General features: G+C 73.4%; 25 protein-coding genes and 1 pseudogene. 9 read left to right on the top strand and 17 right to left on the bottom strand.

Annotated elements, in window-relative coordinates; genetic code table 11:
- Nucleotides 1–2: 2 nt before the first annotated feature.
- Entirely contained in the window at nt 3–830 is an 828-nt protein-coding gene (locus RM555_RS04220) for an ABC transporter permease (protein WP_311410532.1), read from the bottom strand.
- A 59-nt stretch (nt 831–889) separates the two neighbouring features.
- Complete coding sequence (locus tag RM555_RS04215; RefSeq protein ID WP_311410531.1) at nt 890–2260, bottom strand: L-serine ammonia-lyase; 1371 nt, start codon at nt 2258–2260, stop codon at nt 890–892.
- A 312-nt stretch (nt 2261–2572) separates the two neighbouring features.
- Between RM555_RS04215 and RM555_RS04210 the strand changes: the two genes are divergently transcribed.
- The gene (locus RM555_RS04210) at nt 2573–2779 is read left to right on the top strand and encodes a PspC domain-containing protein (protein WP_121396981.1); all 207 of its coding nucleotides are present in this window, start codon (nt 2573–2575) and stop codon (nt 2777–2779) included.
- 88 nt (nt 2780–2867) lie between these two features.
- On the opposite strand, the gene RM555_RS04205 is transcribed toward RM555_RS04210, so the two are convergent.
- The 6 genes from RM555_RS04205 to pdxH all read right to left on the bottom strand — a co-directional run bounded on the left by RM555_RS04205 (nt 2868) and on the right by pdxH (nt 7808).
- Nucleotides 2868–3635: a DUF4230 domain-containing protein gene (locus tag RM555_RS04205; protein WP_151454138.1), complete on the bottom strand. Its 768-nt coding sequence runs from the start codon at nt 3633–3635 to the stop codon at nt 2868–2870.
- 141 nt (nt 3636–3776) lie between these two features.
- A complete protein-coding gene (locus tag RM555_RS04200) occupies nt 3777–4082 on the bottom strand; it encodes a type II toxin-antitoxin system VapB family antitoxin (protein ID WP_089002310.1) in 306 nt (101 codons plus the stop codon).
- A 200-nt stretch (nt 4083–4282) separates the two neighbouring features.
- Nucleotides 4283–4885 carry a nitroreductase family protein gene (locus RM555_RS04195; protein ID WP_311410530.1) on the bottom strand — a complete coding sequence of 201 codons (603 nt, stop codon included), beginning with the start codon at nt 4883–4885 and terminating at the stop codon, nt 4283–4285.
- A gap of 12 nt (nt 4886–4897) precedes the next feature.
- Nucleotides 4898–5827 (bottom strand): aldose 1-epimerase family protein, encoded by a 930-nt coding sequence (locus RM555_RS04190; RefSeq protein WP_311410529.1) that lies wholly within the window; start codon nt 5825–5827, stop codon nt 4898–4900.
- 53 nt (nt 5828–5880) lie between these two features.
- Nucleotides 5881–7182, bottom strand: a complete 1302-nt coding sequence (locus RM555_RS04185) for an MFS transporter (protein WP_311410528.1) — start codon at nt 7180–7182, stop codon at nt 5881–5883.
- Nucleotides 7179–7808 carry a pyridoxamine 5'-phosphate oxidase gene (gene pdxH, locus RM555_RS04180; protein WP_311410695.1) on the bottom strand — a complete coding sequence of 210 codons (630 nt, stop codon included), beginning with the start codon at nt 7806–7808 and terminating at the stop codon, nt 7179–7181. Before pdxH ends, RM555_RS04185 begins: the two co-directional genes overlap by 4 nt.
- Nucleotides 7809–8093: 285 nt before the next feature.
- On the opposite strand from pdxH, the gene RM555_RS04175 reads away from it, so the two are divergent.
- The 4 genes from RM555_RS04175 (at nt 8094) to RM555_RS04160 (ending at nt 12954) form a co-directional block, all read left to right on the top strand.
- The gene (locus tag RM555_RS04175; RefSeq protein WP_132231920.1) at nt 8094–9200 is read left to right on the top strand and encodes a citrate synthase 2; all 1107 of its coding nucleotides are present in this window, start codon (nt 8094–8096) and stop codon (nt 9198–9200) included.
- A 292-nt stretch (nt 9201–9492) separates the two neighbouring features.
- Nucleotides 9493–10620 carry a phosphoserine transaminase gene (serC, locus tag RM555_RS04170; protein ID WP_311410527.1) on the top strand — a complete coding sequence of 376 codons (1128 nt, stop codon included), beginning with the start codon at nt 9493–9495 and terminating at the stop codon, nt 10618–10620.
- 187 nt (nt 10621–10807) lie between these two features.
- A complete protein-coding gene (gene sepH, locus RM555_RS04165) occupies nt 10808–11890 on the top strand; it encodes a septation protein SepH (protein WP_311410526.1) in 1083 nt (360 codons plus the stop codon).
- A 77-nt stretch (nt 11891–11967) separates the two neighbouring features.
- Entirely contained in the window at nt 11968–12954 is a 987-nt protein-coding gene (locus RM555_RS04160) for an aldo/keto reductase (RefSeq protein ID WP_311410525.1), read from the top strand.
- Between the two features lie 10 nt (nt 12955–12964).
- Here the strand turns inward: RM555_RS04160 and thpR are convergent, their stop codons facing one another.
- The 5 genes from thpR to RM555_RS04135 form a co-directional block, all read right to left on the bottom strand.
- Nucleotides 12965–13543 carry an RNA 2',3'-cyclic phosphodiesterase gene (gene thpR / locus RM555_RS04155; protein WP_311410524.1) on the bottom strand — a complete coding sequence of 193 codons (579 nt, stop codon included), beginning with the start codon at nt 13541–13543 and terminating at the stop codon, nt 12965–12967.
- A 13-nt stretch (nt 13544–13556) separates the two neighbouring features.
- Complete coding sequence (locus RM555_RS04150; protein WP_311410523.1) at nt 13557–14066, bottom strand: hypothetical protein; 510 nt, start codon at nt 14064–14066, stop codon at nt 13557–13559.
- Between the two features lie 96 nt (nt 14067–14162).
- Nucleotides 14163–15446 (bottom strand): MFS transporter, encoded by a 1284-nt coding sequence (locus RM555_RS04145; RefSeq protein ID WP_311410522.1) that lies wholly within the window; start codon nt 15444–15446, stop codon nt 14163–14165.
- A 68-nt stretch (nt 15447–15514) separates the two neighbouring features.
- Nucleotides 15515–15964: a MarR family winged helix-turn-helix transcriptional regulator gene (locus RM555_RS04140; protein ID WP_192581363.1), complete on the bottom strand. Its 450-nt coding sequence runs from the start codon at nt 15962–15964 to the stop codon at nt 15515–15517.
- Nucleotides 15965–16083: 119 nt separating this feature from the next.
- Nucleotides 16084–17562, bottom strand: coding sequence for an NCS2 family permease (locus RM555_RS04135; protein WP_311410521.1), 1479 nt, complete (start codon nt 17560–17562; stop codon nt 16084–16086).
- Nucleotides 17563–17650: 88 nt separating this feature from the next.
- Between RM555_RS04135 and RM555_RS04130 the strand changes: the two genes are divergently transcribed.
- Nucleotides 17651–17899, top strand: a complete 249-nt coding sequence (locus tag RM555_RS04130) for a DUF2530 domain-containing protein (RefSeq protein WP_311410520.1) — start codon at nt 17651–17653, stop codon at nt 17897–17899.
- Between the two features lie 55 nt (nt 17900–17954).
- Here RM555_RS04130 and RM555_RS04125 read toward each other — a convergent pair whose 3' ends face one another.
- Nucleotides 17955–18794 carry a DUF3027 domain-containing protein gene (locus RM555_RS04125; RefSeq protein ID WP_311410519.1) on the bottom strand — a complete coding sequence of 280 codons (840 nt, stop codon included), beginning with the start codon at nt 18792–18794 and terminating at the stop codon, nt 17955–17957.
- Nucleotides 18795–18881: 87 nt separating this feature from the next.
- Between RM555_RS04125 and RM555_RS04120 the strand changes: the two are divergent.
- Nucleotides 18882–20291, top strand: a pseudogene (locus RM555_RS04120) (MFS transporter); the annotation flags it as partial.
- A gap of 266 nt (nt 20292–20557) precedes the next feature.
- Complete coding sequence (locus RM555_RS04115; protein WP_311410517.1) at nt 20558–21208, top strand: futalosine hydrolase; 651 nt, start codon at nt 20558–20560, stop codon at nt 21206–21208.
- Between the two features lie 54 nt (nt 21209–21262).
- Here RM555_RS04115 and RM555_RS04110 read toward each other — a convergent pair whose 3' ends face one another.
- A complete protein-coding gene (locus RM555_RS04110; protein WP_311410516.1) occupies nt 21263–22132 on the bottom strand; it encodes a helix-turn-helix domain-containing protein in 870 nt (289 codons plus the stop codon).
- A gap of 642 nt (nt 22133–22774) precedes the next feature.
- On the opposite strand from RM555_RS04110, the gene RM555_RS04105 reads away from it, so the two are divergent.
- On the top strand, nt 22775–23722 hold the full coding sequence (locus RM555_RS04105; protein ID WP_311410515.1) for a 1,4-dihydroxy-6-naphthoate synthase: 948 nt from the start codon (nt 22775–22777) through the stop codon (nt 23720–23722).
- On the opposite strand, the gene RM555_RS04100 is transcribed toward RM555_RS04105, so the two are convergent.
- Entirely contained in the window at nt 23683–24069 is a 387-nt protein-coding gene (locus RM555_RS04100) for a cold-shock protein (RefSeq protein ID WP_132231948.1), read from the bottom strand. The two genes, RM555_RS04105 and RM555_RS04100, sit on opposite strands and share 40 nt — an antisense overlap.
- A 34-nt stretch (nt 24070–24103) precedes the next feature.
- Nucleotides 24104–24727 carry an HAD family hydrolase gene (locus RM555_RS04095; RefSeq protein ID WP_311410514.1) on the bottom strand — a complete coding sequence of 208 codons (624 nt, stop codon included), beginning with the start codon at nt 24725–24727 and terminating at the stop codon, nt 24104–24106.
- Nucleotides 24728–24736 lie beyond the last annotated feature (9 nt).

Here is a 24736-nt window from a genome sequence, read left to right as displayed (position 1 = left end):
CCCTACAGTTCCTTGAGCACGGCGGGTTCGAGCCGGCGGAACGACCACCAGCCGGCGACCAGCACCAGCAGGCTCACGCCGACGGAGGTGGCGAGCAGCCGGGCGTCCGGGAACTCGTCCGGGTACCAGACCGCGTGGTGCAGCTGGAAGATGCCGACCAGCGGGTTCAGCTCGTAGGCGGCCTTCAGCCAGCCCGGCAGGCCGGCGTCGCGCACGAGGCTCAGCGGGTAGATGATCGGGGTGGCGTAGAAGAGCACCCGGACGACCAGCCGCATGAAGCGCTCGACGTCGCGCATCAGCACGTTGACCGCCGAGAGCAGCAGCGCCAGCCCGACCAGCAGGACGGCCTGCACCGCCACCGCGAGCGGCAGCGCCAGCAGCGACCAGCCCGGCTCGACCCGGCCGGAGGCGGCGTACCCGACGGCGACGGCGAGCAGGATCGGCAGGCCGGCGGCGTACTCGGCGAAGCGGCCGGTGACCCGGCCGATCGGGAAGACCTGCCGCGGCACGTTCATCGTCGTGATCAGCCGGGCCTGGCTGGTCAGCGCGTTGGTCGCCTCGCTCAGCGCCGAACTGGTCCACATCCAGGCGAAGATCCCCGTGAGCAGGAACAGCGGGTACGAGTCGGCTGCGTCGCCGAGGTGGCGGCTGGTGTCCCGGGAGTAGAGGACCCCGAAGACGAACCAGTAGATCGCCCCCAGGCCGAGGGGCTCGATCAGCGACCAGAGGTACCCGAGCACGGACTGCTGGTACTTCACGGCGAGGTCGCGCCGGACGAGGATGCGCAGCGAGGTGCGGTGCGACCACAACGCCGCGACGCCAGAGGTCACCGCCGCCTCCCGCCTCACCGGACGGACGACAGGCTAGCAGTCGATGAACGAACGCCCCCTCAGCACTCGATCACGTTGACGGCCAGTCCGCCGCGCGCCGTCTCCTTGTACTTCACCTTCATGTCCGCGCCGGTCTCGCGCATGGTCTTGATGACCTTGTCCAGCGAGACGTGGTGCACCCCGTCGCCGCGCAGCGCCAGCCGGGCGGCCGTGATCGCCTTGATGCTAGCCACCGCGTTCCGCTCGATGCAGGGGATCTGCACCAGACCACCGACCGGGTCGCAGGTCAGGCCCAGGTTGTGCTCCATGCCGATCTCGGCGGCGTTCTCCACCTGCGCGGGGGTGCCGCCCAGCGCCTCGGCCAGCCCGGCGGCGGCCATCGAGCAGGCCGAGCCCACCTCGCCCTGGCAGCCCACCTCGGCGCCGGAGATCGAGGCGTTCTCCTTGAACAGCACGCCGATCGCGCCCGCCGCCAGCAGGAACCGCACCACCCCCTCCTCGGAGGCGCCCGGGGAGAACCGGGTGTAGTAGTGCAGGACCGCCGGGATGATGCCGGCCGCCCCGTTGGTGGGCGCGGTGACGACCCGGCCGCCGGCCGCGTTCTCCTCGTTGACGGCGAGGGCGAAGAGGGTCACCCAGTCCATCGCCCGCAGCGGGTCGGCGGGGTCGGACTCCGTCTCCAGGCTGCGGCGCAGCTCGGCCGCGCGGCGGCGGACCTTCAGCCCGCCGGGCAGCACCCCGTCGCGCGAGCAGCCCCGCTCGACGCACTCCCGCATCACCCGCCAGATCTCCAGCAGGCCGGCGCGCACCTCGCCCTCGCCGCGCCAGGAGAGCTCGTTGGCGAGCATCACCTCGCTGATCGACAGCCCCGTCGACGCGGTCACGCCGAGCAGCTGCGCGCCGGTGAGGAACGGGTGCCGTACCCGGGTGGCGTCGGGCTTGATCCGGTCCGCCCCGGCCGCCGCCTCGTCCACCACGAAACCGCCGCCGACCGAGTAGTACGTCCGTGCCCGCAGCTCCGCGCCCCGGTCGTCGTACGCGACGAAGGTCATCCCGTTGGGGTGGTACGGCAGCGACCGGCGCCGGTGCAGCACCAGGTCGCGGTCCGGGTCGAAGTCGATCTCGTGCGCGTCGAGCAGGCTCAGCCGGCGCTCGGCACGGATCCGGGTGATCCGCGCGTCGACGGTGTCGGTGTCGACCGTCTCGGGGGCCTCGCCGGCCAGCCCGAGCAGCACCGCCCGGTCGCTGCCGTGGCCGTGCCCGGTCGCGCCCAGCGAGCCGAAGAGTTCCGCCTGCACCCGTGCCGTGCCGGTGAGCAATCCGTCGGCCTTCAGGCCCGCGACGAAGGTACGGGCGGCCCGCATCGGCCCCACCGTGTGGGAGCTGGACGGCCCGATGCCGACACTGAAGAGGTCGAAAACGCTGATCATGGCTGCACTTCCTCGCCGTCGTACCTCGTGGGTCTCCGGCACGGTCGTGGCCGGCCCGGTCGGGGCGGCCGTCCGGCACCCGGGGGTGTGGGTGCCCGACCGGCGAGCCTACCCGCCCAGCTCAGCCCCTGCCGCCAGCCGCGACCGGTCGGCACGTCCCGACGGGTCCCGGGGGCGTCGCGGGGCCGGTTCCCGGGTAACCACCTACGGGTACGGGCACCGCCGATCCTCCTCCGGACCGAGGGCGCGGTGGCCACCCCTTCCTACCGTTGAGGGCAGAGGCGGCGAACGCCGCAGAGTGGGAGTACGACGATGAGTCGCAAACTGGTCCGCCCCCGTCAGGGGCGCATGATCGCCGGCGTCTGCGCCGGCCTGGCCCAGCGTTTCGGCAGGTCGGCCGGCTTCATCCGGCTGCTGTTCCTGCTGTCGCTGCTGCTGCCGGGCACCCAGGTGGTCGTCTACCTGGTGCTCTGGGTCCTGATGCCGAACGAGGACCGCTACGCCGCCGCCCGCTACTGAGCCACCCCGCCCCCGCCCGAGGCGGGGGTGGGCACGAGGCGCCCGTCCCGTCGACCGGGGCGGGCGCCGTCGTGTCGTGGGTCCGCCGTCACGGGGCGGTGTAGGTGACCGTCACCTTCTCGTAGCCGAGGGAGCGGAGCAGCCCCTCCAGCATCTTGCGGGTGTTCTCCTCGGCCCGCTGGGTCAGGCCGCTGTCGCGGGCGGCGGTGGTGATCCGCTCCTCGGCGAGCTGGTAGACCTGCTGCTGGCGGTTGGGGTCGCCCTTCACCAGCTCGCCGACCCGGTTGAGCAGCCCGCGCTCCTCGGCGAAGACGTAGCTCTTCTCCAGGTCGAGGTTGGTCTTGCCGAGCTGCGGCGCCGGCAGCCTGATCTCCACCGACTTGCCGTCGGCCGACTCGACCACCGCGCCCTCGGAGATCTTGGCGAAGTCGACGTACGCCTCCACGCTGCCCGCCCCGACGAAGAGGGTGCGCTGGCTGAGCAGCCAGTCGGGCACGTTGCGCCGGTCGTTCTGGAGATCGACGACCACCTGGAAGTTGCCCTCGGCCGCGACGTAGCGGCTGAGATCCTGGATCGACTTGAGCAGCGGCGGCTGGCTGCGGTCGGTCTGTTCCTTGGCGAACGGGTTGCGGAAGTCCGGCAGCAGGCCGGTGGCCTGCACACCGAGCAGCACCACCACCGCCAGCGCCGCCGCGCCGAGCACCCAGAGCAGGCCGCGCGCGGGCCCGCCCGCCGGTGGTGGTGGCGCACCCGGATCCGGCTCGGTTGTGACAGCCGACCGCTCCTTGAGCGCCTCGCCGGTCGGATAACCGGGGAACTCCCTCGTGGGCTCGTTGATGTCACCGTCGCGGGCCATGGCCCTCACCGTCCTCGTCAGACACGTCGTCTGAGATGACGGTACGGCTCCGGTGCGACAGCCGCTCGTCGAAGGGCGCCTCGTCGCGTCGATCCGACAGAACCGCAGGTCAGTACGCTTCGGACGACCGGTGGGTCGGGCTCACTCGATCGGGCCGGAGAGGACGAGCACCCGGGCGTGGATCTGGTTGCGCTGCTGGAGCGCCGCCCGCAGGGCGCGGTGCAGCCCGTCCTCCAGGTAGAGCCCGCCGTTCCACTGCACGACGTGCGGGAAGAGGTCGCCGTAGAAGGTGGAGTCCTCGGCGAGGAGCTTGTCCAGCGCCAGCTCACGCTTGGTGGTGATCAACTGGTCCAGGCGCAGCGGCCTCGGCGGGATCTCCGCCCACTGCTTGAGCGTCAGGTTGTGCTCCGGGTAGGGACGCCCGTCCCGGACCGCTCTGAAGATCACGACGGCACGCTCCCCTCCCCCTGGCCGGGCCGACCCACGACACCGGTCGGGTCGCGGCGCGGCACCGCGACCCGCGGCACCGATGACCGTGCCAGCGTAGCGGGCTGCACCACACCGCGTTCTGCTCCCCGATGTCAGTTTCGCCACCCGCCGCCCGGTTCGCCACCGGACGAAACACCTGACGGCACATCCGGCACCGGTCAGCTCCAGCGCCCCCGCCGCACCACCTCGCCCACCGGGCGACGCCCCCGGCGCAGCGACGGTGACCGGTGGTCCGGCGCGCGATAACCCACCGTGACGGCACCGACGGGCTCGTACTCCCCCGGCACCCCGAACGCCTCCCGGTAGGCGTCGAGGCGCTGCGCGGGGATGCCGAAGAAGCACGCCCCCAGCCCCTCGTCCACGGCGGTCAGCAGCATCAGCAGGGCGGCGAAGCCGGTGTCCACGTACCAGTAGGGCACCGGCCAGCGCTCGGCCGAGCGGTCCGCCCAGCCCTTGTCCGGTTCCGCGTAGCGCTCCAGGTAGGCCGACCGGTTCGCGTGCGGGACGACGATCAGCGGGGCCCGGCGCATCCCCGCCAGCCACCGCTCCCGGCCGCCGCCGCCCGGGGTGGTCGCCGCCCAGAACCGCTCCCGGTCCTCCGGCGTCTCCAGCACCAGGAAGCCCCAGCCCTGGGCGAAGCCGGCCGACGGCGCGCGGACCGCGTGGTCGAGCAGCCGCTCCACCACGTCGGGCGGGACGGGACGGTCCGGGTCGTAGTTGCGCACCATCCGGCGTCGCCGGACCACCTCGCCGAACTCCATGCGCTCCCCCGCTCAGGCCCCGGGCCGGACGCCCCAGGCACCCCGCCAGGTCGCGCCCGGCTTCAGGGTGATCACGTCCCGGCCAGAACGGAACGCGTCCGGCGGGCAGGTCATCGGCTCCACCGCCACGGAACGGCGCCGCCGCTCGCCGGGCAGGGCGTCGCCGGTGAACACCTGCCACCAGCCGAACTCCCGGTCCGCCCAGATCCGTACGCCCGCCGTGCCGTCCGGGGCCGCCAGGCTGACCACCGAACCGCCGTCGTCGTCGTGGATCACGTCGCCGAAGCAGAGGTCGAGCCGGGCGCCGCCGATCCGGCGGGGGCTGGTCCAGTCGTACTCGGTGCCGGCGACCGGGGTGCCCCCGATCGGCAGCAGCCGCCCGTCCACCTGCAACCGTGTCCGGGCCGGCAGCCGCATCGACAGGTCGTCCACCGCCACCCCGGGCACCCGCAGGTACGGGTGCACCGCGAAGCCGAACGGCGCGGGCTCGGCGCCGAGGTTCGTCGCCTCGTGCTCCGCGCGCAACCCGTCCGGGCCGACGCTCCACCGGGTACGCAGCCGCAGCGGCCACGGGTAGCCCGGCTGCGGCGGCAGGTCGTAGCCGACGGTCACCGCGTCGGACGACTGCTCCACCAGCCGCCAGGGCACCCAGTTGACCAGCCCGTGGATGGCCACGCCCCGGTCCGGCTCACTGAGGGTGAGCTGCAACGACCGCTCGCCGAAGGTGTAGCGCCCGTCGCGGATCCGGTTCGGCCAGGGGGCCAGCACCTGCCCCGCGCAGCCGGGACAGATCTCGTCAGCGGCGTACCCGTCGAGGTGGTCGGTCCCGTCGTGCCGGTATGTCCGGACCCCACCGCCCACCTCCACGATGACGGCCTCGTGGCCGGCGGCGGAAATGGTCCACTGCGCGCCCGAGGGCGGACGCTGGTCGGGGGTGTCCATGCGGGCGACCCTAACGGTTCCCGCCCCGCCGTCGCTCGCCCCGACCCGCCCCGTCACGCCTTGTCACCGCCGGCGGGGGCCGCCGCCCGGTAGCGCAACAGCACCGGGAAGGCCACCGCGAGCAGCACCGCAAGCGCCGCCGAGAGCAGCCCGCCGCCGACCCAGGCGACGCCGCCGCCGAAACCGGCCGCCACCGCACCGGCCCGCAGGTCGCCCAGGCGCGGGCCGCCGGCGATGACCACCGTGTTGACGCCCATCAGCCGCCCGCGCATCCGGTCCGGCGCGTAGACCAGCAGCATCGACTGCCGCAGCACCGCGCTGACCAGGTCGGCCGCCCCGGCCACCGCGAGCAGCAGCACCATCAGCCAGAGCTGGCCGGCGAGGCCGGCCGTCGCGATCGCCAGCCCCCAGCCGACCACCGCCAGCACCAGCACCAGCCCCTGCCGGCGCAGCCGCCCGATCCACCCGGAGGTCAGCCCGCCGAGCATCGCGCCCGCCGCGATCGCGCTGTAGAGCCAGCCGACGGCCGCACCGCCGCCGAAGCGGGACTCGGCGATCTCGGGGAAGAGCGCCCGGGGCATGGCCAGCACCATGGCGATCAGGTCGATGACGAAGGAGAGCATCAGCACCGGGGTGGTGGCCAGGTAGCGCAGGCCGTCGACGATGCTGGCCAGCCCGGCCCGCCGGGGGGCCGCGGACGCGTCCGGGTCCGGCTCCGGCGGCATGGCCGGCAGCTTCACCGTCGCCCAGACGGCGACCGCGTAGAGCACCGCGTCGGCCGCGTACGCGATCGGCAGGCCGAGGTCGGTGCCCCACCAGGCGAAGATCAGGCCGGCGGCCAGCGGACCGAACACCGAGGCGGCCGTGTAGGTGGTGAAGTTCAGCGTGGTCGCCGCCGGCACCAGCTCCGCCGGCACCAGCCGGGGCAGGATCGCGTTGCGGGTGGGCGAGCTGATCGCGAAGGCGATCGACTGCACCGCCACCAGGGTGAGCAGCAGCAGCGGGCTGCCGATCCCGAGCACCGCCTGCACCGCCAGGCCGAACGTGGCGACCCAGAGCACCGCCGCCGTCGCCAGCAGCACCTTGCGCCGGTCGTGCGCGTCGGCCACCGCGCCGCCCCAGAGCCCGAAGACCAGCAGCGGTACGAACGCCGCGATCCCGATCAGGCCGACCCAGAGCGAGCTACCGGTCAGCGCGTACATCTCCACCGGCACGGCGACCGCGGTGAGCTGGATGCCGAACATCGCGATGCCGTTGCCGAGCCACATCCGCCGGTACGCCGGCACGGCCAGCGGGCGCACGTCGATCGCGAACCGGCGCAGCCCGGACGGCCGCGCGTCCTTGAGCTGGGTCACGGCGCCAGCCGCTCGACGGTCCACTCCCCGGGCCCGGTGAGCCGGAACCGCAGCCGGTCGTGCAGCCGGCTGACCCGGCCCTGCCAGAACTCCACCGATTCCGGCCGCACCCGCAGGCCGCCCCAGTACGGCGGGGCGGGGATCGGCTCGACCTCGGCGAACCGCTCCGCCGCCGCCCGGTACGCCTCGTCCAGCACGGCCCGCCCGGGGATCACCCGGGACTGGGTGCTGGCCCAGGCGCCGAGCTGGGAGCCGCGCGGCCGGCTGGCGAAGTACGCCTCCGTCTCCGCCCGGTCGACCCGCTCGACCCGGCCGGCCACCACCACCTGCCGGTGCAGCGGGAACCAGGGGAAGACGAGGCTCACGTGCGGGTTGACGGCCGCCTCGGCGCCCTTGCGGGACCCGTAGTTGGTGAAGAAGACGAAGCCCTCCGGGTCGTACCCCTTCAGCAGCACGGTGCGCGCGCTCGGGCGGCCCGCGGCGTCGGCGGTGCCGACCACCATCGCGTTCGGTTCGGGCAGTCCGGCGGCGACCGCGTCGGCGAACCAGCGGGCGAACTGGCCGTGCCAGTCGGCGGCCAGGTCCGCCTCGGAAAGGCCCAGCTCCGGGGCGTACTCGTTACGCATACCCGCCGGCCGGACTGTGTCCCCCGTCACGTTCCCCCTCCTCCTCGTCGGGCCGGCCCGCTGCCTGCGGCGCTGGCCAGCCCGCACCGCACAGTGTCGCCGACGCGGTCCGGGCCGCCCGGACCGGGGATGTCGTGTGCGGCACAGTCGCAGTGGGTCGCGAATCCGGTTACCCAGCAGGCAAGATGTCACGAACACATCCCTGAGGGTCGCCTAAGGCGCTCGCCCGGCTGGGCCGGGACCGGAGCCCCGGGCGGGCGCACCGAGCAGATCCAGGAGAGCGACATGGCCGATTTCAAACCCGGACTGGAGGGCGTCGTAGCCTTCGAGACCGAGATCGCCGAACCCGACCGCGAGGGCGGCGCGCTGCGCTATCGCGGCGTCGACATCGAGGATCTGATCGGCCAGGTCTCCTTCGGCAACGTGTGGGCGCTGCTGGTCGACGGGCGGTTCGGCCCGGGTCTGCCGCCGGCGGAGCCGTTCCCGGTGCCGGTGCACTCCGGTGACATCCGGGTGGACGTGCAGTCCGCGGTCGCGATGCTGGCCCCGTACTGGGGTCTCAACCAGCTGCTCGACATCTCCGACGAGCAGGCCCGCGAGGACCTCGCCCGGGTGTCGGTCACCGCGCTCTCCTTCGTCGCCCAGTCGGCGCGCGGCCTGGGCCTGCCGGCCGTGCCGCAGAAGGAGATCGACAAGGCGTCCACCATCGTCGAGCGCTTCATGAAGCGCTGGCGGGGCGAGCCGGACCCGCGGCACGTCAAGGCGGTCGACGCCTACTTCATCTCGGCCGCCGAGCACGGCCTGAACGCCTCCACCTTCACCGCCCGGATCGTCGCCTCCACCGGCGCGGACGCCGCGGCCTGCATCTCCTCCGGCATCGGCGCCCTCTCCGGCCCGCTGCACGGCGGCGCCCCGTCCCGCGTGCTCAGCATGCTGGAGGCGGTCGAGCGCAGCGGCGACGCCGAGGGCTACGTCAAGGGCGTCCTCGACCGGGGCGAGCGGCTGATGGGCTTCGGCCACCGCGTCTACCGGGCCGAGGACCCGCGCGCCCGAGTGCTCCGCCGCACCGCCAAGGAGCTGGGCGCACCGCGCTTCGAGATCGCCGAGGCGCTGGAGAAGGCCGCCCTGGCCGAGCTCCAGGCCCGCCGGCCGGACCGGGTGCTCGCCACCAACGTCGAGTTCTGGTCGGCCGTGGTGCTGGACTTCGCCGAGGTGCCGGCGCACATGTTCACCTCCATGTTCACCTGCGCCCGGATGGGCGGCTGGAGCGCGCACATCCTGGAGCAGAAGAAGCTCCAGCGGCTGGTCCGCCCGTCGGCCCGCTACGTCGGCCCGGGCAGCCGCAAGCCCAGCGACGTCGAGGGCTGGGACGCCATCCCGCACGGCGTCTGAGATGTAAGGAAGGGCCCCCTCCTAACGCCTGGCGTATAGGAAGGGGCCCTTCCTTGCATCCGGGGGCGACCGGGGGCGGCGCAACGGCACGGATTGTGGTGGACGCCTCAACGTCGCTGGTGGGATCAGCGGTCGGCGCGGCCGGCGCGGGTGGGAGGATGAGGGCCGGCAGTGTCGCCGGACCGGGCCCGGGTCCCGGCCACGTCGTGCGCCTGAGCGCGCGTCCGCCGTCGATCCGCGCCCGCCTGAACACCGGGCCCGCCCTCGCCCATGCGGAAGGATCTCGACAACCGTGGCTGACGCACCGACCATCCGGATTCCCGACGACCTCAAGCCCGCCGACGGGAGGTTCGGCTGCGGGCCGTCCAAGGTCCGGCCGGCGGCGGTCTCCGCCCTCGCCGAGGTGGCGACGAGCTACCTGGGCACCTCGCACCGGCAGAAGACCGTCCGCGACGAGGTGGCCCGGCTGCGCCGCGGCATCGCCGACTTCTTCTCCCTCCCGGAGGGCTACGAGGTGGTGCTGGGCAACGGCGGCACCACGGCCTTCTGGGAGGTCGCGACGTTCGGCCTGGTCCGCGACCGGGCGCAGTTCGCCAGCTTCGGCGAGTTCGGCGCCAAGTTCGCCAAGTCCGTCAAGGACGCCCCGTTCCTCGGCGAGCCCACCGTCCGCAAGTCGGAGGCCGGCACCGCGCCCACCCTGACCGCCGAGGCCGGGGTGGACGTCTACGCCACCCCGCACAACGAGACCTCGACGGGTGTCGCGGTGCCGATCAGCCGGGTCGCCGGCGCCGACCCCGGCTCGCTGCTGCTGGTCGACGCCACCTCGGGCGCCGGCGGCCTGGACGTCAACGTCGGCGAGACCGACGTCTACTACTTCGCCCCGCAGAAGTGCTTCGGCTCCGACGGCGGCCTGTGGCTGGCCCTGATGTCGCCGGCCGCGCTGGAGCGGGCCGGCGAGATCAAGGCGTCCGGCCGCTACATCCCGGCCTTCCTCGACCTGGTCACCGCGATCGACAACTCGCGGCTGGAGCAGACCTACAACACCCCGGCGCTGGCCACCATCTTCCTGGCCGCCGAGCAGACCGACTGGATGAATTCCCAGGGCGGGCTGGCCTGGGCGGCCAAGCGCACGGCCGAGAGCGCCGCGATCGTGTACGGCTGGGCGGAGCGCTCCGAGGTGGCGACGCCGTTCGTCACCGACCCGGCGCTGCGCTCCAACGTGGTCGCCACCATCGACTTCGCCGACTCCGTCGACGCGACCGCGATCGCCAAGGCGCTGCGCGCCAACGGCATCGTGGACACCGAGCCCTACCGGAAGCTGGGCCGCAACCAGCTCCGCGTCGCGCTCTTCCCGGCCGTCGAGCCGGCCGACGTCGAGGCGCTGACCGCGTCGATCGACTACGTGGTCGAGCGACTCTGACCGCCGTCACGGTCGGTGGCCACCGGACGCGTCGGCGGCCACCGACCGTGATCATCGTCGCAGCTCAGTCGCGACATGCGGGTGTCGCATCCCCCACCTGCGGACAGATGCGCGTACGGTGGTGCGAGGACGCCCGGGTGGCCGGCTCGTGGCGTGACGGCCAGCGAAGCGGGACGGAGGCTACGCCATGCGCCCAGTACGCTTCGTCGCCCTCTCCGAGGACGGCCAGGCCCTGGTGCTCGCCGACGAGGTCGGGCGACTGCTCGCCCTGCCCATCGACGAGCGGATCGCCGGCGCGTTGCACGCCGAGCCCGGCGCCCCGCCGCTCGCGGTGGCCCCGACGGCGGGCGCCGACCCGGTGCCCTCACTCTCCCCACGGGACATCCAGGCCAAGATCCGCTCCGGCGAGTCCGCCGAGGACGTCGCCCGGATCGCCGGCGTGCCGGTCGACCGCGTGCTGCGCTATGCCGGCCCGGTGCTCCAGGAGCGGGCCATGCTCGCCCAGCACGCCCGCCGCACCCGGCTGAAGGGCGCGGAGAAGCCCACCCCGCTCGCCGAGGTGGTCAACGGCCGGCTGGCCCAGCACGGGATCGACACCGAGAAGATCTCCTGGGACGCGTGGCGCCGCGACGACGGCACCTGGCGGATCGTGGCGACCTGGCCCTCGGGCAAGGCGACCGCGCAGGCGATCTGGGATCTCGACAAGACCCGGCAGTCGGTCACCCCGCACGACGACATGGCGCAATACCTCTGCGCCGAGCGGCCCACCCCGATCCTCGGTCAGGAGCCGGCACCGGAGCGGGGCGGCCACGCGCTGCCCGGCCCGTCGCGCGGCGAGCCGAGCCGGGGCGGGCACGGCCTGCCGGCGGCGGCGGAGCACAGCCGTCCCGGCCGCGACCCGATCCGGGCCGGGCGGGACGCCCTGCTCGCCTCGCTCGACCGTCCGCTCGGCTCGACCTCGGGTCGCGGGCTCGAACCCCGCACCCCGGCCGCCATGGCCGGGCAGGACGCGCCACGCCAGCGGCCGGTCGGCGGCGGGGCGGCGGCGCTGCTCGGCGGCGGGCAGGGTTCCGCCTTCGACGACGACTCGGACGCGCCCAAGGAGGTGCCGGCCGTGCCGTCGCTGGCGGTGCTCCGGCCCCGTCGCACGGGCGCGTCGGCGGCAGCGGCGGGCGAGTCGACCGACGCCGGCGGCAAGCCGCGCAAGCGCCTGCCGAGCTGGGACGACGTGCTCTTCGGCAGCGGCCCGGCGGCCCGCGAGTCCTCGTGACCGCCTGACTCCGGCGACCACCCGGTCGCCGGAGTCAACGCGAGGCGCTCCAACTGCCGCCGTGGCAGGGTGGCCACATGGAGTACACGAACCTCGGCCGTACGGGCCTGTCGGTCAGCCGCCTCTGCCTCGGCACGATGAACTTCGGGCCGCAGACCACCGAGCCGGACAGCTTCGCGATCATGGACCGGGCCCTCGACCACGGCATCAACTTCTTCGACACCGCCGACGTCTACGGCTGGCAGACCGGCGAGGGGATCACCGAGCAGATCATCGGACGCTGGTTCGCCCAGGGCGGTGGCCGGCGGGAGAAGGTCGTGCTGGCCACCAAGGTCTACGGAAAGATGGGCGAGTGGCCCAACCAGCAGGGCCTCTCCGCCCGGCACATCGTCCGGGCCTGCGAGGACTCGCTGCGCCGCCTCCAGACCGACACCATCGACCTCTACCAGATGCACCACGTCTCGCGGAGCACGCCGTGGGAGGAGATCTGGCAGGCCATGGAGACCCTGGTCGCCCAGGGCAAGGTCCTCTACGTCGGATCGTCCAACTTCGCCGGCTGGCACATCTCCGTGGCGCAGGAGGCGGCGGGCAAGCGCCACTTCCTCGGCCTGGTCTCGGAGCAGTGCATCTACAACCTCATGACCCGGTACGTCGAGCTGGAGGTGGTGCCCGCCGCGCAGCACCACGGGCTGGGCATCATCCCGTGGTCGCCGCTGCACGGCGGGCTGCTCGCCGGAGTGCTGCGGAAGATGGCCGAGGGCGGGGCCGCGCGGGGCGCCAGCGGCCGCTCCGCCGACGCGCTCGCCGAGCACCGGCCGACCATCGAGGCGTACGAGAAACTCTGCGGCGACCTCGGTCACGACCCGGCGGACGTGGCCCTCGGCTGGCTGCTGTCCCGGCCCGGGGTGACCGCCCCGATCATCGGACCGCGCACCGCCGACCAGCTCGACCGTTCCCTGGGTGCCCTGACCGTCGACCTCGACGAGGACACCCTCACCCGCCTGGACGAGCTCTTCCCGCCCGTCGGCAACGGCGGCCCCGGCCCCGAGGCCTGGGCCTGGTGACCGGGGATCGTCAGAGGGGCCAGGCGGCCAGGCGGTCGTAGGTGGGGCGGGGGCCGGGGTGGCTGCGCACGAGGACCATCTCGCCGGCCGGCCACTCCGGGCCCTCGTAGTCGTCGAGGGTGGCCACGTCGGCGGCCACGTCGGCCGGGGGCACCCGGTCGCCGGGGCGCGCGACGGTCAGGTGGGGGCGGAACGGCTTCTCGTCGTGCGGCAGGCGGGCGTGCCGCAGCCGGGAGCGGATCAGCCGGGCCAGCACCAGCACCGGCTCCACCTCGCCGCGCAGGTCGACCCAGAGCACGGTGAACCGGCCCCGCCCGAACCGCCCGCCGCCGGCCAGCCGCAGCCGGGGCGCGGCCTGGCGGCCGTCGCGGGACCACTCGGCGGCGAGCCCGAGCGCGCTCTCCACGGCGACCAGCCGGTCCGCCTCGACGTCGCCGAGGAAGGCGAGGGTGACGTGCGCGTTGGCCGGGTCGGCGAGCCGGACGTTGGTCCCGGCGGCGGCCGCCGCGCCGATCCGCAGGCGGGCGGCCTGCGCGCCGAGGTGCGCGACCGCCTCGGGCGGCGGGTAGAGCGCGACGAAGAGCCTCACGCGGGCCCCGCCCTCAGCGGTGACGCTGCCAGTGACCGGCCCGGGCGGCGGGCAGGGTCAGCCCGGCGGCGTGCAGCAGGCCCTCCACCCGGACGCGTTCCAGCTCCAGGTCGACGCCCTCCAGCTCGGTCAGGTGCTCGGCCAGCCCGAGGGCCCGGCAGGCCAGCCGGAGCCGGTCGTCGTACGCCTGGAGGACCATGCCGTGCCAGACGGGCTGGCGGCCGTCGAACCCCACCCCCTGGCTGCGCAGGCGGCGCAGGTCGGCGGCGAGTTCCTCCAGCGGGCGCCGGTCGGGCCGGTCGAAGGCGGTGAGGTCGATGTCGCGGGTCAGCGCGTCGGCCTCGACGGCCCGGTCCAGCCGGGCGATGGTGCGCCGCTCCCGCCGGCGCTCACGCCACTCGGCGTACCCGCAGGCGACCCGGTCGATGATCTCGTCCGCGCAGAAGACCAGGGCGATCAGCGCCGGCAGGCTGGCCATGGCGACGATGGCCAGGATCAGCAGCAGCGCGCGTCCGAGCTCCACGTATCGACGCTAAGCCGCTTTCCCCCTTACCGCCACCGCTTTCGTGTCATCCGCGTCCTCGGCCAGAGAAGCGGTCGGGCCGCCCGGGCGACGGGCTCAGCAGTCGGCGGAGGTGACGTAGAAGCGCGGCATCGGCAGGATGCGGAAGCGCAGCCGGGCGCCGGAGCGGCGCAGCTGCCAGGTGAGCGCGATCAGGATGGTGGCCAGCGAGATCAGCCCACCGCTCCAGATGCTGGCGCCCGCGCCGTAGGTCTCGGCGACCCAGCCGATGAGCGGCGCCCCGACCGGGTTGGTGCCGAGGAAGACCAGCACCCAGAGGGCCATCACCCGGCCGCGGAAGGCGGCGTCCGTGCCGAGCTGGACCCGCTGGTTGGCCGCCTGGGCGAAGTACACCATGAAGAACCCGGTCGGCAGCAGCAGCGTCACCACCATCCAGTACGCCGGGGCGAGCCCCACCAGCGTGCCGAAGCTGGCGCAGCCGACCCCCGCGCCGAGCACCAGCCAGACCGACGGGCGGCTGCGCCGCCCGGTGCCGGCGAGCGCCCCGACCAGCGCGCCGACCGCCAGCGCGGTGCTGAACAGCCCGAACGAGGCGGCACCGGTCTGGAACACGGTCTTGGCCAGCGCGGCGAGGGTCAGTTGGAAGTTGAACAGCGACATGCCGATCACCGACATCACCGCCATGGGCAGCAGCAGGTCGGGCCGGCGCCAGACGTAGCGCAGGCCGTCGACGACCTTGGCCGACGCCCGCTCGTCGCGCGGCGGCAGCGCCTCCCGGTGCAGCTCGGCGGGGCGCATCCGGATCACGGTGACCAGCGGGGCGATCGAGCTGAGCGCGGTGAACAGGAAGACCGGCCCGACGTCGAAGGCGGCGATGGCCAGGCCGGCGACAGCCGGCCCGACGATCCGGGCGGAGTTGAACACGGCCGCGTTGAGCGAGAGCGCGTTCGGCAGCAGCGACGTACCGACCAACTCGGAGACGAACGCCTGCCGGACGGGGGTCTCCACGGCGTTGGCGACACCGAGCAGGGCCGCGAACGCGAAGACGTGCCAGAGCTGCACGAGGCCGGTGATCACCAGCAGGGCCATGGCGAGGGCCAGGACGGTCCAGAACGCGTTCGCGACGAAGAGCAGCATCCGCTTGTCGTAGCGGTCGGCGAGCCGCCCGGAGAGCAGGGTGAGCAGCAGCACCGGGGTGAACTGGAGCGCGGTCACCACGCCGAGCGCGGTGGCGGAGTTGTCGGAGAGCTCGAGGACCAGCCAGTCCTGGGCGATGAACATCATCCAGACGCCGATCAGCTTGATCAGCTGCCCGGATGCGAAGAGCCGGTAGTTGCGGACCTGTAGGGACTGGAACATCGTGCTCAGCTTCGCCTGCACTCTTGGTGCGCCTCCTCGCGGTCGTACGCGTCATCGACGGCGGACGGCGCGGTGGCACGACGCGCGGGTCAGGCGCGGGCGAGCTGCTGAAGGATCTCGGCGGCCTGCCGCAGGGTTTCCCGCTCGGCTTCGGTCAGGTCGGCCAGCCGGCGGGCCAGCCACTCGTCGCGGACCCGCTCGAACTGGTCGAGCACGGCCCGTCCCCCCTCGGTCGCCGCCAGGATGACCTGCCGGCCGTCGGTCGGATGGGGGGTGCGCTGCACGAGGCCGCGCTCCTCCAACTTCGCGACGATCCTGGTCATCGTGGGCGGCTGCACCCGTTCCACGTCGGCCAGTTCCCGAGGCGTCAGCGCACCCGCCAGCCGGAGGCTGGTGAGCGCGGAGAGCTGGGTGACCGTGAGGTCGCCGACCGGCCGGGCCTGGCGGACCCGTCGGTTCAGCCGGGTGATCGCATCACGCAGCTGCGGTGCCAGCTGCGCCGGTGGCACGCGTTTCGCCGTCACCGTCCGCTCCGTCACGATAGTTAGCCTAACTAATTAGCTTGGCGAATGACCACTGATATGACCACGCTCACGAGAAGTTTGTCCTGCTCCGGGCTGGGTACCCCGTTCGGTCACCGGCCCGGAGCAGGCCGTGTTCAGAGCACCACGGACTCGATCGGTCCACGCAGGAAGTAGAGCACGAAGAGGGCGGCCACCCCGTACAGCAGCGGGTGGATCTCCCGGGCCTTGCCCTTGACGAGCTTCACCACCACGTACGTGATCAGGCCGGCGCCGATGCCGTTGGAGATCGAGTACGTGAAGGGCATCAGCACGATCGTCAGGAACGCCGGGATCGCGATCTCGTAGTCGGACCAGTCGATCGTCCGCACCGCGGTCATCATCAGGAAGCCGACCACCACCAGCGCCGTCGACGCCGCCTCGAACGGCACCACCACGACCAGCGGCGCCAGGAACATCGCCAGCAGGAACAACCCGCCGGTGACCAGGTTGGCCACGCCCGTACGGGCGCCCTCCGCCACACCGGCGGCACTCTCGATGTACGACGTGTTGCTGGACGTGCTCGCCGCACCGCCGGCAGCCGCCGCGATCGAGTCGACCAGCAGGATCTCCTTGGCCCGCGGCGGGGTGCCCCGCTCGTCGAGCATGCTCCCCTCCTGGCCGACCGCCACCATCGTGCCCATGGTGTCGAAGAAGTCCGTGATCAGCAGGGTGAACACGAACATCAGGACGACGACCCAGCCGGCCCGGCCCCACGAGTCGAACAGGTTGAAGTTGCCGAGCAGCGACAGGTCCGGCACGTCCACCCAGGTCTTCGGCAGCTCGGGGACGTTCAGCGCCCAGCCCTTCGGGTTGGGCTTGCCGTCGACGAAGGACGGCCCGATGTTCGCCACCGCCTCGACGATGATCGCCACCACGGTGGAGCCGAGGATGCCGATGAGGATCGCGCCCTTGACCCGCCGCACCATCAGCACGATGGTCAGCAGCAGACCCACCACGAAGACCAGCAGCGGCCAACTGGCCAGGCTGCCGCCGATGCCCAGGCTGACCGGGACGGTGGTGTTCTGCACGTCCGGCACCCGGCGCACGAAGCCGGCGTCGACCAGGCCGATGATGGTCAGGAAGAGGCCGATGCCGACGCCGATCGCCGTCTTCATCTGCGTCGGCACCGAGCGGAACACCGCCGTACGCAGGCCGGTCAGCACCAGCACCGCGATGATCAGACCCTCGATCACCACGAGGCCCATCGCGTCCGCCCAGGTCATCTCCGGGGCGATCTCGTACGCGACCAGCGCGTTGACGCCGAGGCCGGCGGCGAGCGCCAGCGGGAACCGACCGACCACGCCCATCAGGATGGTCATCAGGCCAGCGACCAGGGCGGTTGCCGCAGCGAGGGCGGCGATGGAGAGCTTCTTGCCGTCGCCGTCGACGGCACCACCGATGATGAGCGGGTTGAGCACCACGATGTACGCCATCGTGAAGAAGGTCGCCAGGCCACCGCGTACCTCGCGGCTCATCGTCGAGCCACGGGCGGAGATCTCGAAGTACCGGTCGAAACCGTTCCGGGGGTGCGCTGGGTCGGGTGGTGTGCCGTTCTCGGGCGGCGCTACTGCCATCAGGTCCTCGCAGGTGGATCTTCCGTTGTCGCGCGCATCGTCGCAGATCACCGGCCAGCAGGAAAAGTTGATCGCGTACGCTTGCCGCGTGCCGAAGGAGCAGCCCCCGCGGCCCGAGCCGCTCGACCCGCCGATGGTGCCGTTCGCCCTCGCCGGGATGGCGGCCTGGGCGCTCGCCGGGCTGGTGCTGCTGATCTTCTTCCGCGACTGGTTGACCGCGCACGATCACCAGGACTGGCTGTGGACCTGCCTGGCCGGTTTCCTGTGGGGCTTCCCCGGTCTCGCCGTGATGATGCGGCACGACGCCAACCGACGTCGCCGCCGCGCCCGCATGTAAGGAAGGGCACCTTCCTATCGCCTAGGCGATAGGAAGGTGCCCTTCCTTACATCTCTCAGGGGTGGCCGTACGGCTCCGCCGGCTCCGCGGCCTCGACGGAGCCCGGCGCCCGGCTGACCGCCACGGGCTCGACCGCGCTGTCGTCGTAGACCGTCGGCATCTCCTCGACCGGGGTCTCGGCGGCCTCGATCAGGGTCTCCGAGTGCGCCCCGCAGCCGTGGTCGGCGCTGACCACCCGACCGTCGTCGGGGGCGTAGAAGTTGCCGCAGGCCCCGAAGGACTGCCGCAGGGCGCCGGCGAGCGGCAGGTAGAAGCCGCACGTGCCGCAGCGGGCCGCGGCGGGGGCGGCGGCCGAGATCGCGGCGGACGGGCCGTGGTCGCCGTCGTACCAGCGCTGGGCGGCCTCGCTGCGCCCCTCCCGGGAGAGCACCCGGGCCCGGCCGAGACCCAGCTCCCACGCGGTCTCCTCGACCGCCGGGTCGTCGGAGAGCAGGTAGCCGGGCTGGAGCCGGTCGTCGTCCGCCGGGGTGGGCAGCAGGTCGCCGGGGCCGAGGTCGCCCGGCTTGAGCCGCTCCTGCCACGGCAGCCAGCCGGGCGCGAGCATCGCGTCCGTGCCGGGGATCAGCACCGTCTCGCAGACGGTGACGTGCCGGCTGCGCGGCACGCGGGTGACGGTGACCGCCCACCGCCAGCCCCGGTAGCCGGCGAGCCGGCACTCGAAGTAGTGGGTGACGAGTCGGTCGCCCTCCGCGACGGCCTGCAGGTGGTCGCCGATGTCCGAGGGGTCGACCTCGGTGATGGCGTCACGTGCCACCTCGACGGCGGCGGCGCAGACCTGGTCGAGACGAGCGGCACGGGCGGAGGCAGGCCTGGTCACCCAACCATTGTTCCCCATGCGTACGGCCGACCGACAGGCACCCGCCGACGACGTTCTGGGACAGTGGTGCGGCACGGACGGACCGGATGGGTGAGGATGGTGGACATGCCGCTGTTCTCCCGCTCCGGGCGGTCCGTACTCGGGCGGACCGTCGGCACCGGCATCAAGGCCGTCCGCCTGCTGTTCCGTGGCTCGGTCAGCAGTGGCCGCTGGATGACCCGGCGGGCGGGCCGGGCCCGCACCCGGGGCGCCGGGGGCGAGGTAGGCATGGTCCGCCTCTTCGACCTGCACGCGGTCTCCTGCGCCGGGGACACGCTGATCGCCATCGGCCTCGCCGGGACGATCTTCTTCAACGTCCCGCTCGGCGAGGCACGCAGCAAGGTCGCCCTCTACCTGCTGGTGACCATGGTGCCGTTCGCCATGCTCGCCCCGGTGGTGGGCCCGCTGCTCGACCACTTCCGCCACGGCCGCCGGTACGCGCTGGCCGCCACCATGCTCGGCCGCGCCTTCCTGGCCTGGCTGATCTCCGACTACATCCACGGCTTCGGCCTCTACCCGGCGGCGTTCGGCGTGCTGGCGCTCTCCCGCGCGTACGGGGTGGCCCGCTCGGCGGCCGTCCCACGGCTGCTGCCGGAGGGGCTGGGGCTCTCCCAGGTGGGCGCCCGGGCCAGCGTCTACGGCACGGTGGCCGGCGCCCTGGTCGCTCCGATCGGGCTGGCCGCCTTCTGGTTCGGGCCGCAGTGGCCGCTCCGCGTTGCCTCGATCATCTTCCTGGTCGGCATGGTGATCTCCCTGCGCCTGCCGCCGAAGGCCGACTCCGAGCCACCGGAGCGGGTGCCCCGGCCGCTGCGTGCGCTCTGGCGGCGCACCGGCGACCGCCCGCTGGGCCGGGGGCGACCGGCCGGCCGGCTCGTGATCGCCACCCTGATCGGTGCCGCGACGCTGCGCGGGCTGTACGGGTTCCTGCTGCTCTTCCTGGCCTTCGCGATCAAGGCCGGCGACCTGACCACCGTCGTCTTCGGCCGGGACCTGGGCGACGAGGGGGCACTGGGCCTCGTCGGCGCCGCGCTGGCCGTGGGCACCTTCCTCGCCACCGCGATCGGCACCCGCCTGCGCATCCACCGACCCGTCGCGATCCAGTCCAGCGGGATGATCATCGCGGGTGGGGTGGCGATCCTCGCCGCGTTGAGGTTCTCGCTGCCGATGGTCGCCCTGCTCTGCCTGGTGGCCGCGCTGATGAGCGGCATCGCCAAGCTCACCGTGGACGCCTCGATCCAGGAACGCATCCCGGAGCGGCTGCGGGCCAGCTCGTTCGCCCACTCCGAGACCGTGCTGATGCTCGCGTTCGTCGCCGGGGGCGGGCTGGGGCTCGTACCCTTCGACGGCCGGATCGGCATCGCGGTCGCGGCCGGGGCCGGCACGCTGGCCGCCGTCCGAGGCATGGTGGTGGCGAGCCGCCTGCGCGCCGAGCGGCTGGCCGGTCGCCCGCTCGCCGACGACGAACTGGCCGACGAAACCGGCGGGGACGACGACCGCACGGGCGGAAAGGACGACACGGGCGGGCAGGACGACACGGGCGGCGGCGCCGGCGCACGCACCGAGGCGGAGGTCACGGCCGAAACCGGGGTGGCACCGGTCTCGCCCGCCCCGGCGCTGGGCTCGCCGCTGGACGACCCGGCACTGGCCCCGCCCGGGTACCACATCTACCGACCGTCGTCGGCCGTAGGCGGGCCGGGCGGGGCGGACGACGAGACCCGGCGGGAGCCGCAGGGGCCCCTGCCGTGACGGGCCTGCTGGTGGTCACGGCGGTGCCCGCCGAGGCCGAGGCGGTCCGCGCGGGCCTGACGGATGCGTCGACGACGGTGCTGCCGGTGGGGGTCGGCCCCGCCGTGGCCGCCGCCACCACCGCCCGGCTGCTGGTGCTCGCCGAGGCGGCCGGGCGCCCGTACCGCGGCGTGGTCAGCGCGGGTGTGGCGGGCGGCTTCGCCGGCCGGGCGGACGTCGGCGCGACGGTGCTGGGCGCCGTGTCCGTCGCCGCCGACCTGGGCGCCGAGTCGCCGGCGGGTTTCCTCCCGGTGGACGAGCTGGGCATGCCCCCGGAATGGCTCGGTGGCGGCATCGCGCTCGCCGCCGACCCCGGCCTGCTGGCCGCCCTGCGGGCCGCGCTACCGACGGCGACGGTGGGCGCGGTGCTGACCGTCAGCACGGTGACCGGCAGCGCCGCCAGCACCGACGCCCTGCGCCGGCGTCACCCCGACGCGGTCGCCGAGGCCATGGAGGGGTACGGCGTGGCCGTCGCCGCCGCGCAGGCCGGCGTCCCCTTCGTCGAGCTGCGTACCGTCTCCAACCCGATCGGCCCCCGCGACCGCGACGCCTGGCGCATGGGAGAGGCGCTCGCCGCTCTCACCACCGCCGCCGCGGCCCTGACCTGAACCCGCCCGCCTGCCACTGCCGCCCGTCCCTGCTCCCGAACTCCGGCCCGGCGATCATCTTCCGTGGGTCGGTCGCCGGTCGAACCGCAGAGCCGTCGGCCGGCTCGCCTCCACCTGGTATCCACAGGCCACCAGGAAGTCGGCGCCGCCGACGCCAGCGATTTCGGCGATGGCGCGCACGGTGGCGATGCCGGCCCGGTCCAGTTCATCGCCGAGGAGCCCGAGCAATCGGCGGCCGATACCCAGGAAGCGCAGCTGGGGGGCTACGAGGACACCGTCCAGCACCAACTCCCGCTGGTCGCCCAGGTCCTCACCGAGCAACAGATCCTCGCTGCGTTCGTGCGCCCGGAGTTCGCCGACCAGCTCACCGCCCGGCAGTTCGGCCACAAGCCGCCAGCACCCGCCCGGCACCCCCTCCGTCACCCGACGAAAACTCACGGCGGCGCGGGCCCGCTCCCGCACCCGCCGCTCGTCGCGCCGCCCGCGATGGAGGTCGTACGTCCTCTCCGGCACCCGCACCGGCCACTGCGCCGGCGAGACGTACCAGTGCCCCCACCACGCGGCCGGCCAGTCCTTCAACGTCCGGACCTCCCGGATGTCCAGGTGCGCGGGATAGCGGCGGCCTCCCTCGTCGCGTCGTTCCTCGTGCGGTACGGGCGGCAGCGCAACGCCGGCCCCCGGGCCGCCATCGGTGGTGCCCTGGTCAGCGGCCGGGACGCGGACCGCCAGCTCTCCGCCAGCGGCCCGGACCAGTCGCTCCACCGTCCGCAACTTCGGGTCGGCTCCCGGGTCGGCCTCGATCCGCGCCACCGTGCTCTTGGGTACGCCCGACCGGCGCGCCAACTCCCGCTGGCTCAGGTCTGCCCCGCGTCGGACAGCGCGCAGCGCGCTCCCCACGTCGATCGATCCGTCCCGCTGCGTCATGTGTCGATCGTGGCGACGGCACGAATGCGGTTCAACACGTGCGGCCTTCCTGTGGATAAACCTGTGGACAACTGGTGCGGGCCAGGGACAACTGGTGCGGGCCAGGTGGCGGCGCCGCCGTCCCCGACACCCCACACGGACGGCTCCCGTCGCCGTGCTTCGGCACGCTGTCGAGCTGCCCCGTCTGTGAGACCAGGCTGGGGCAGACCGGCGAGACCCGCGTGACGTCGGTCCACCTGAGACCGGAGCCGGAAAAGCGGGGTCAGCGCAGAAGAAGCGGGGTCGAAGCCGGAGAAGCGGGTTCGGAGCAGAAGAAGCGGGGTCGGGCCGGAGCAGGAGACGCCGGCGACGGGGAACAACTCCGCAAACCCCCGGGGGGCCGAACAGGCCGCAGTGTCCCTCGACGGCTCGCCCCGTCTGTGAGGGCAGCTCGACAGCGCCGAACAGAGCTAGCCGCCGGTCCTCGGCAAGCTGCCGAGGGCATCCAGGTGGAGGGGATGAGTCGATGACCGTCACGTCGCACGGGCCGACCGCGTCGTACCAGGTGGCGGGTGTGGCGGCGTGGACAGGGCCCGTCCCCCAGGCCGGCAGGATGGCGGCCCGGCGGGGCCGGGCCCACGACGACGGGGATACGGTGAGGGTGTGGCGCTCTCGCTGGCTGTCTCGCCCTGCCCCAACGACACGTTCGTCTTTCACGCCCTGGTGCACGGTCTCGTGCCCGGCGCACCGCCGGTCGACGTCACGTACGCCGACGTGGACGTCACCAACACGGCCGCCGAGCGGGGTGCGTTCGACCTGGTCAAGGTGAGCTACGCGGCGCTGCCGTGGCTGCTGGACGACTACCACCTGCTGCCCTGCGGGGGCGCACTGGGCCGCGGCTGCGGCCCGCTGGTGCTGACCCGCGGCGACCGCCCCGACCGGCCCGACGGCCTCGGCCAGCCCGACCAGCTCGGCCAGCCCGACGGCCTCGGCCGGGCCGACCGGCCCGACCCGCTTGGCCAGCCCGGGCGGCCCGGTGGCCCCGGACACGCCGACCTGAGCGGCGCCACGGTGGCGGTGCCGGGCGACCGGACGACGGCGTACCTGCTCTTCCGGCTCTGGGCGGCCGACCGGCCCCCGGCGCGGATCGAGGTCGTGCCGTTCCACGAGATCATGCCGGGCGTCGCGGCCGGCCGGTACGACGCCGGTCTGGTGATCCACGAGGCCCGGTTCACCTATCCACGGCACGGCCTGACCGCCCTGGTCGACCTCGGCGAGTGGTGGGAGGCCGACACCGGCCTGCCCATCCCCCTCGGGGCCATCCTGGCCCGGCGCGGCGCGGTCGACCCGCAGGCCGCAGCCGGGTGGGTCCGCGAGTCGGTACGCCAGGCCTGGGCCGATCCGGCCGCCAGCCGGGAGTACGTGCTGGCACATGCCCAGGAGATGGAGCCCGACGTGGTGGACCGGCACATCGGGCTCTACGTCAACGAGTTCACCGCCGACCTGGGGGACGCGGGGTTCGCCGCTGTCGAGGCGTTGCTCGGCCGGGCCGCGGACGCCGGGCTGGTGCCTCAGACCTCCAGCTCGTTGGCGACCGCGTGGACCAGCTGAGCGATCTTCTGCGCCGTCTTGCGGTCCGGGAAGCGCCCCCGGCGCAGGTCCGGCTGGACCTTCGCCTCCAGCACCTTGATCATGTCCTCGACGAGGCCGTGCAGCTCCTCCGCCGGCCGGCGACGCAGCTCCGCCATCGACGGCGGGGCGTCGAGCAGCTTGACCCCCATCGCCTGCGCACCCCGGCGGCTGTCCACCACGCTGAAGTCGATCCGCTGACCGCCCTTGAGGTCGGTGACACCCGTCGGTAGCGCGCCCTTGGGAAGGAACACGTCGCCACCCTCGTCACTGGTGACAAACCCGTATCCCTTGGCCGCGTCAAACCACTTCACTCGACCCGTCGGCACCTGAGAACCCCTGCTTCGCTTGAGCTTGAGACGTCTACCGCTCCAAGGCTAGCCGGATCATGCCGTCCAGCGCCGCCGGGAATCCGGTGAGATCATCCAGCACCACCTCCGCCCCGGCCGCGCGCAGCTCGTCGGCGGTGCACGGGCCCGTGGCGACCCCGATGCCGGGTACGCCCGCCGCCGCCGCGGCCACCATGTCGGCCACGTGGTCGCCGACGTAGTGGGTCGCGCCGTGCTGCCGCAGGGCGGTCGCCTTCCCCTCCGCGAACAGGTCGCCGGCCACCTCGTCGACCACCAGCCCGAGGTGGTCGAGGTGCAGCCGGGCCAGGCGGCCCTGCTTGGCGGTGACCACCAGCACCCGCCCGCCGCGTTCGCGTACCGCCTCGATCGCGGCGACCGCCCCGGGCAGCGGGACGGTGGGTGTGATCGCGTACGCCGGGTACAGCTCGCGGTACGTGCGGACGGCCTCGTCGACCTGCTCCGGCGGGAACCAGCGGGCGATCTCCGTACGCAGCGGCGGGCCGAGCCGCGCCACGGCGGCCGCCGCGTCCACGTGCACCCCCGTGCGGGCCGTCAACGCCCGGAACGTGTCGGCGATGCCGGGACGCGAGTCGACCAGGGTCATGTCGAGGTCGAAGCCGACCGTCAGCGCTGCCATGCGGGAGAA

The sequence above is a fragment of the Micromonospora reichwaldensis genome, assembly GCF_031845925.1.
GTDB lineage: Bacteria > Actinomycetota > Actinomycetes > Mycobacteriales > Micromonosporaceae > Micromonospora > Micromonospora reichwaldensis.
This window is presented reverse-complemented; position numbering and strand designations above follow the sequence as displayed.

What these genes read in the sequence shown, in the direction of transcription:
- RM555_RS04215 (WP_311410531.1), bottom strand. Translation starts at nt 2,260, where the DNA reads ATGATCAGCGTTTTCGACCTCTTCAGTGTCGGCATCGGGCCGTCCAGC.
- RM555_RS04210 (WP_121396981.1), top strand. Translation starts at nt 2,573, where the DNA reads ATGAGTCGCAAACTGGTCCGCCCCCGTCAGGGGCGCATGATCGCCGGC.
- RM555_RS04205 (WP_151454138.1), bottom strand. Translation starts at nt 3,635, where the DNA reads ATGGCCCGCGACGGTGACATCAACGAGCCCACGAGGGAGTTCCCCGGT.
- RM555_RS04195 (WP_311410530.1), bottom strand. Translation starts at nt 4,885, where the DNA reads ATGGAGTTCGGCGAGGTGGTCCGGCGACGCCGGATGGTGCGCAACTAC.
- RM555_RS04190 (WP_311410529.1), bottom strand. Translation starts at nt 5,827, where the DNA reads ATGGACACCCCCGACCAGCGTCCGCCCTCGGGCGCGCAGTGGACCATT.
- pdxH (WP_311410695.1), bottom strand. Translation starts at nt 7,808, where the DNA reads ATGCGTAACGAGTACGCCCCGGAGCTGGGCCTTTCCGAGGCGGACCTG.
- RM555_RS04175 (WP_132231920.1), top strand. Translation starts at nt 8,094, where the DNA reads ATGGCCGATTTCAAACCCGGACTGGAGGGCGTCGTAGCCTTCGAGACC.
- sepH (WP_311410526.1), top strand. Translation starts at nt 10,808, where the DNA reads ATGCGCCCAGTACGCTTCGTCGCCCTCTCCGAGGACGGCCAGGCCCTG.
- RM555_RS04160 (WP_311410525.1), top strand. Translation starts at nt 11,968, where the DNA reads ATGGAGTACACGAACCTCGGCCGTACGGGCCTGTCGGTCAGCCGCCTC.
- RM555_RS04135 (WP_311410521.1), bottom strand. Translation starts at nt 17,562, where the DNA reads ATGGCAGTAGCGCCGCCCGAGAACGGCACACCACCCGACCCAGCGCAC.
- RM555_RS04125 (WP_311410519.1), bottom strand. Translation starts at nt 18,794, where the DNA reads ATGGGGAACAATGGTTGGGTGACCAGGCCTGCCTCCGCCCGTGCCGCT.
- RM555_RS04110 (WP_311410516.1), bottom strand. Translation starts at nt 22,132, where the DNA reads ATGACGCAGCGGGACGGATCGATCGACGTGGGGAGCGCGCTGCGCGCT.
- RM555_RS04095 (WP_311410514.1), bottom strand. Translation starts at nt 24,727, where the DNA reads ATGGCAGCGCTGACGGTCGGCTTCGACCTCGACATGACCCTGGTCGAC.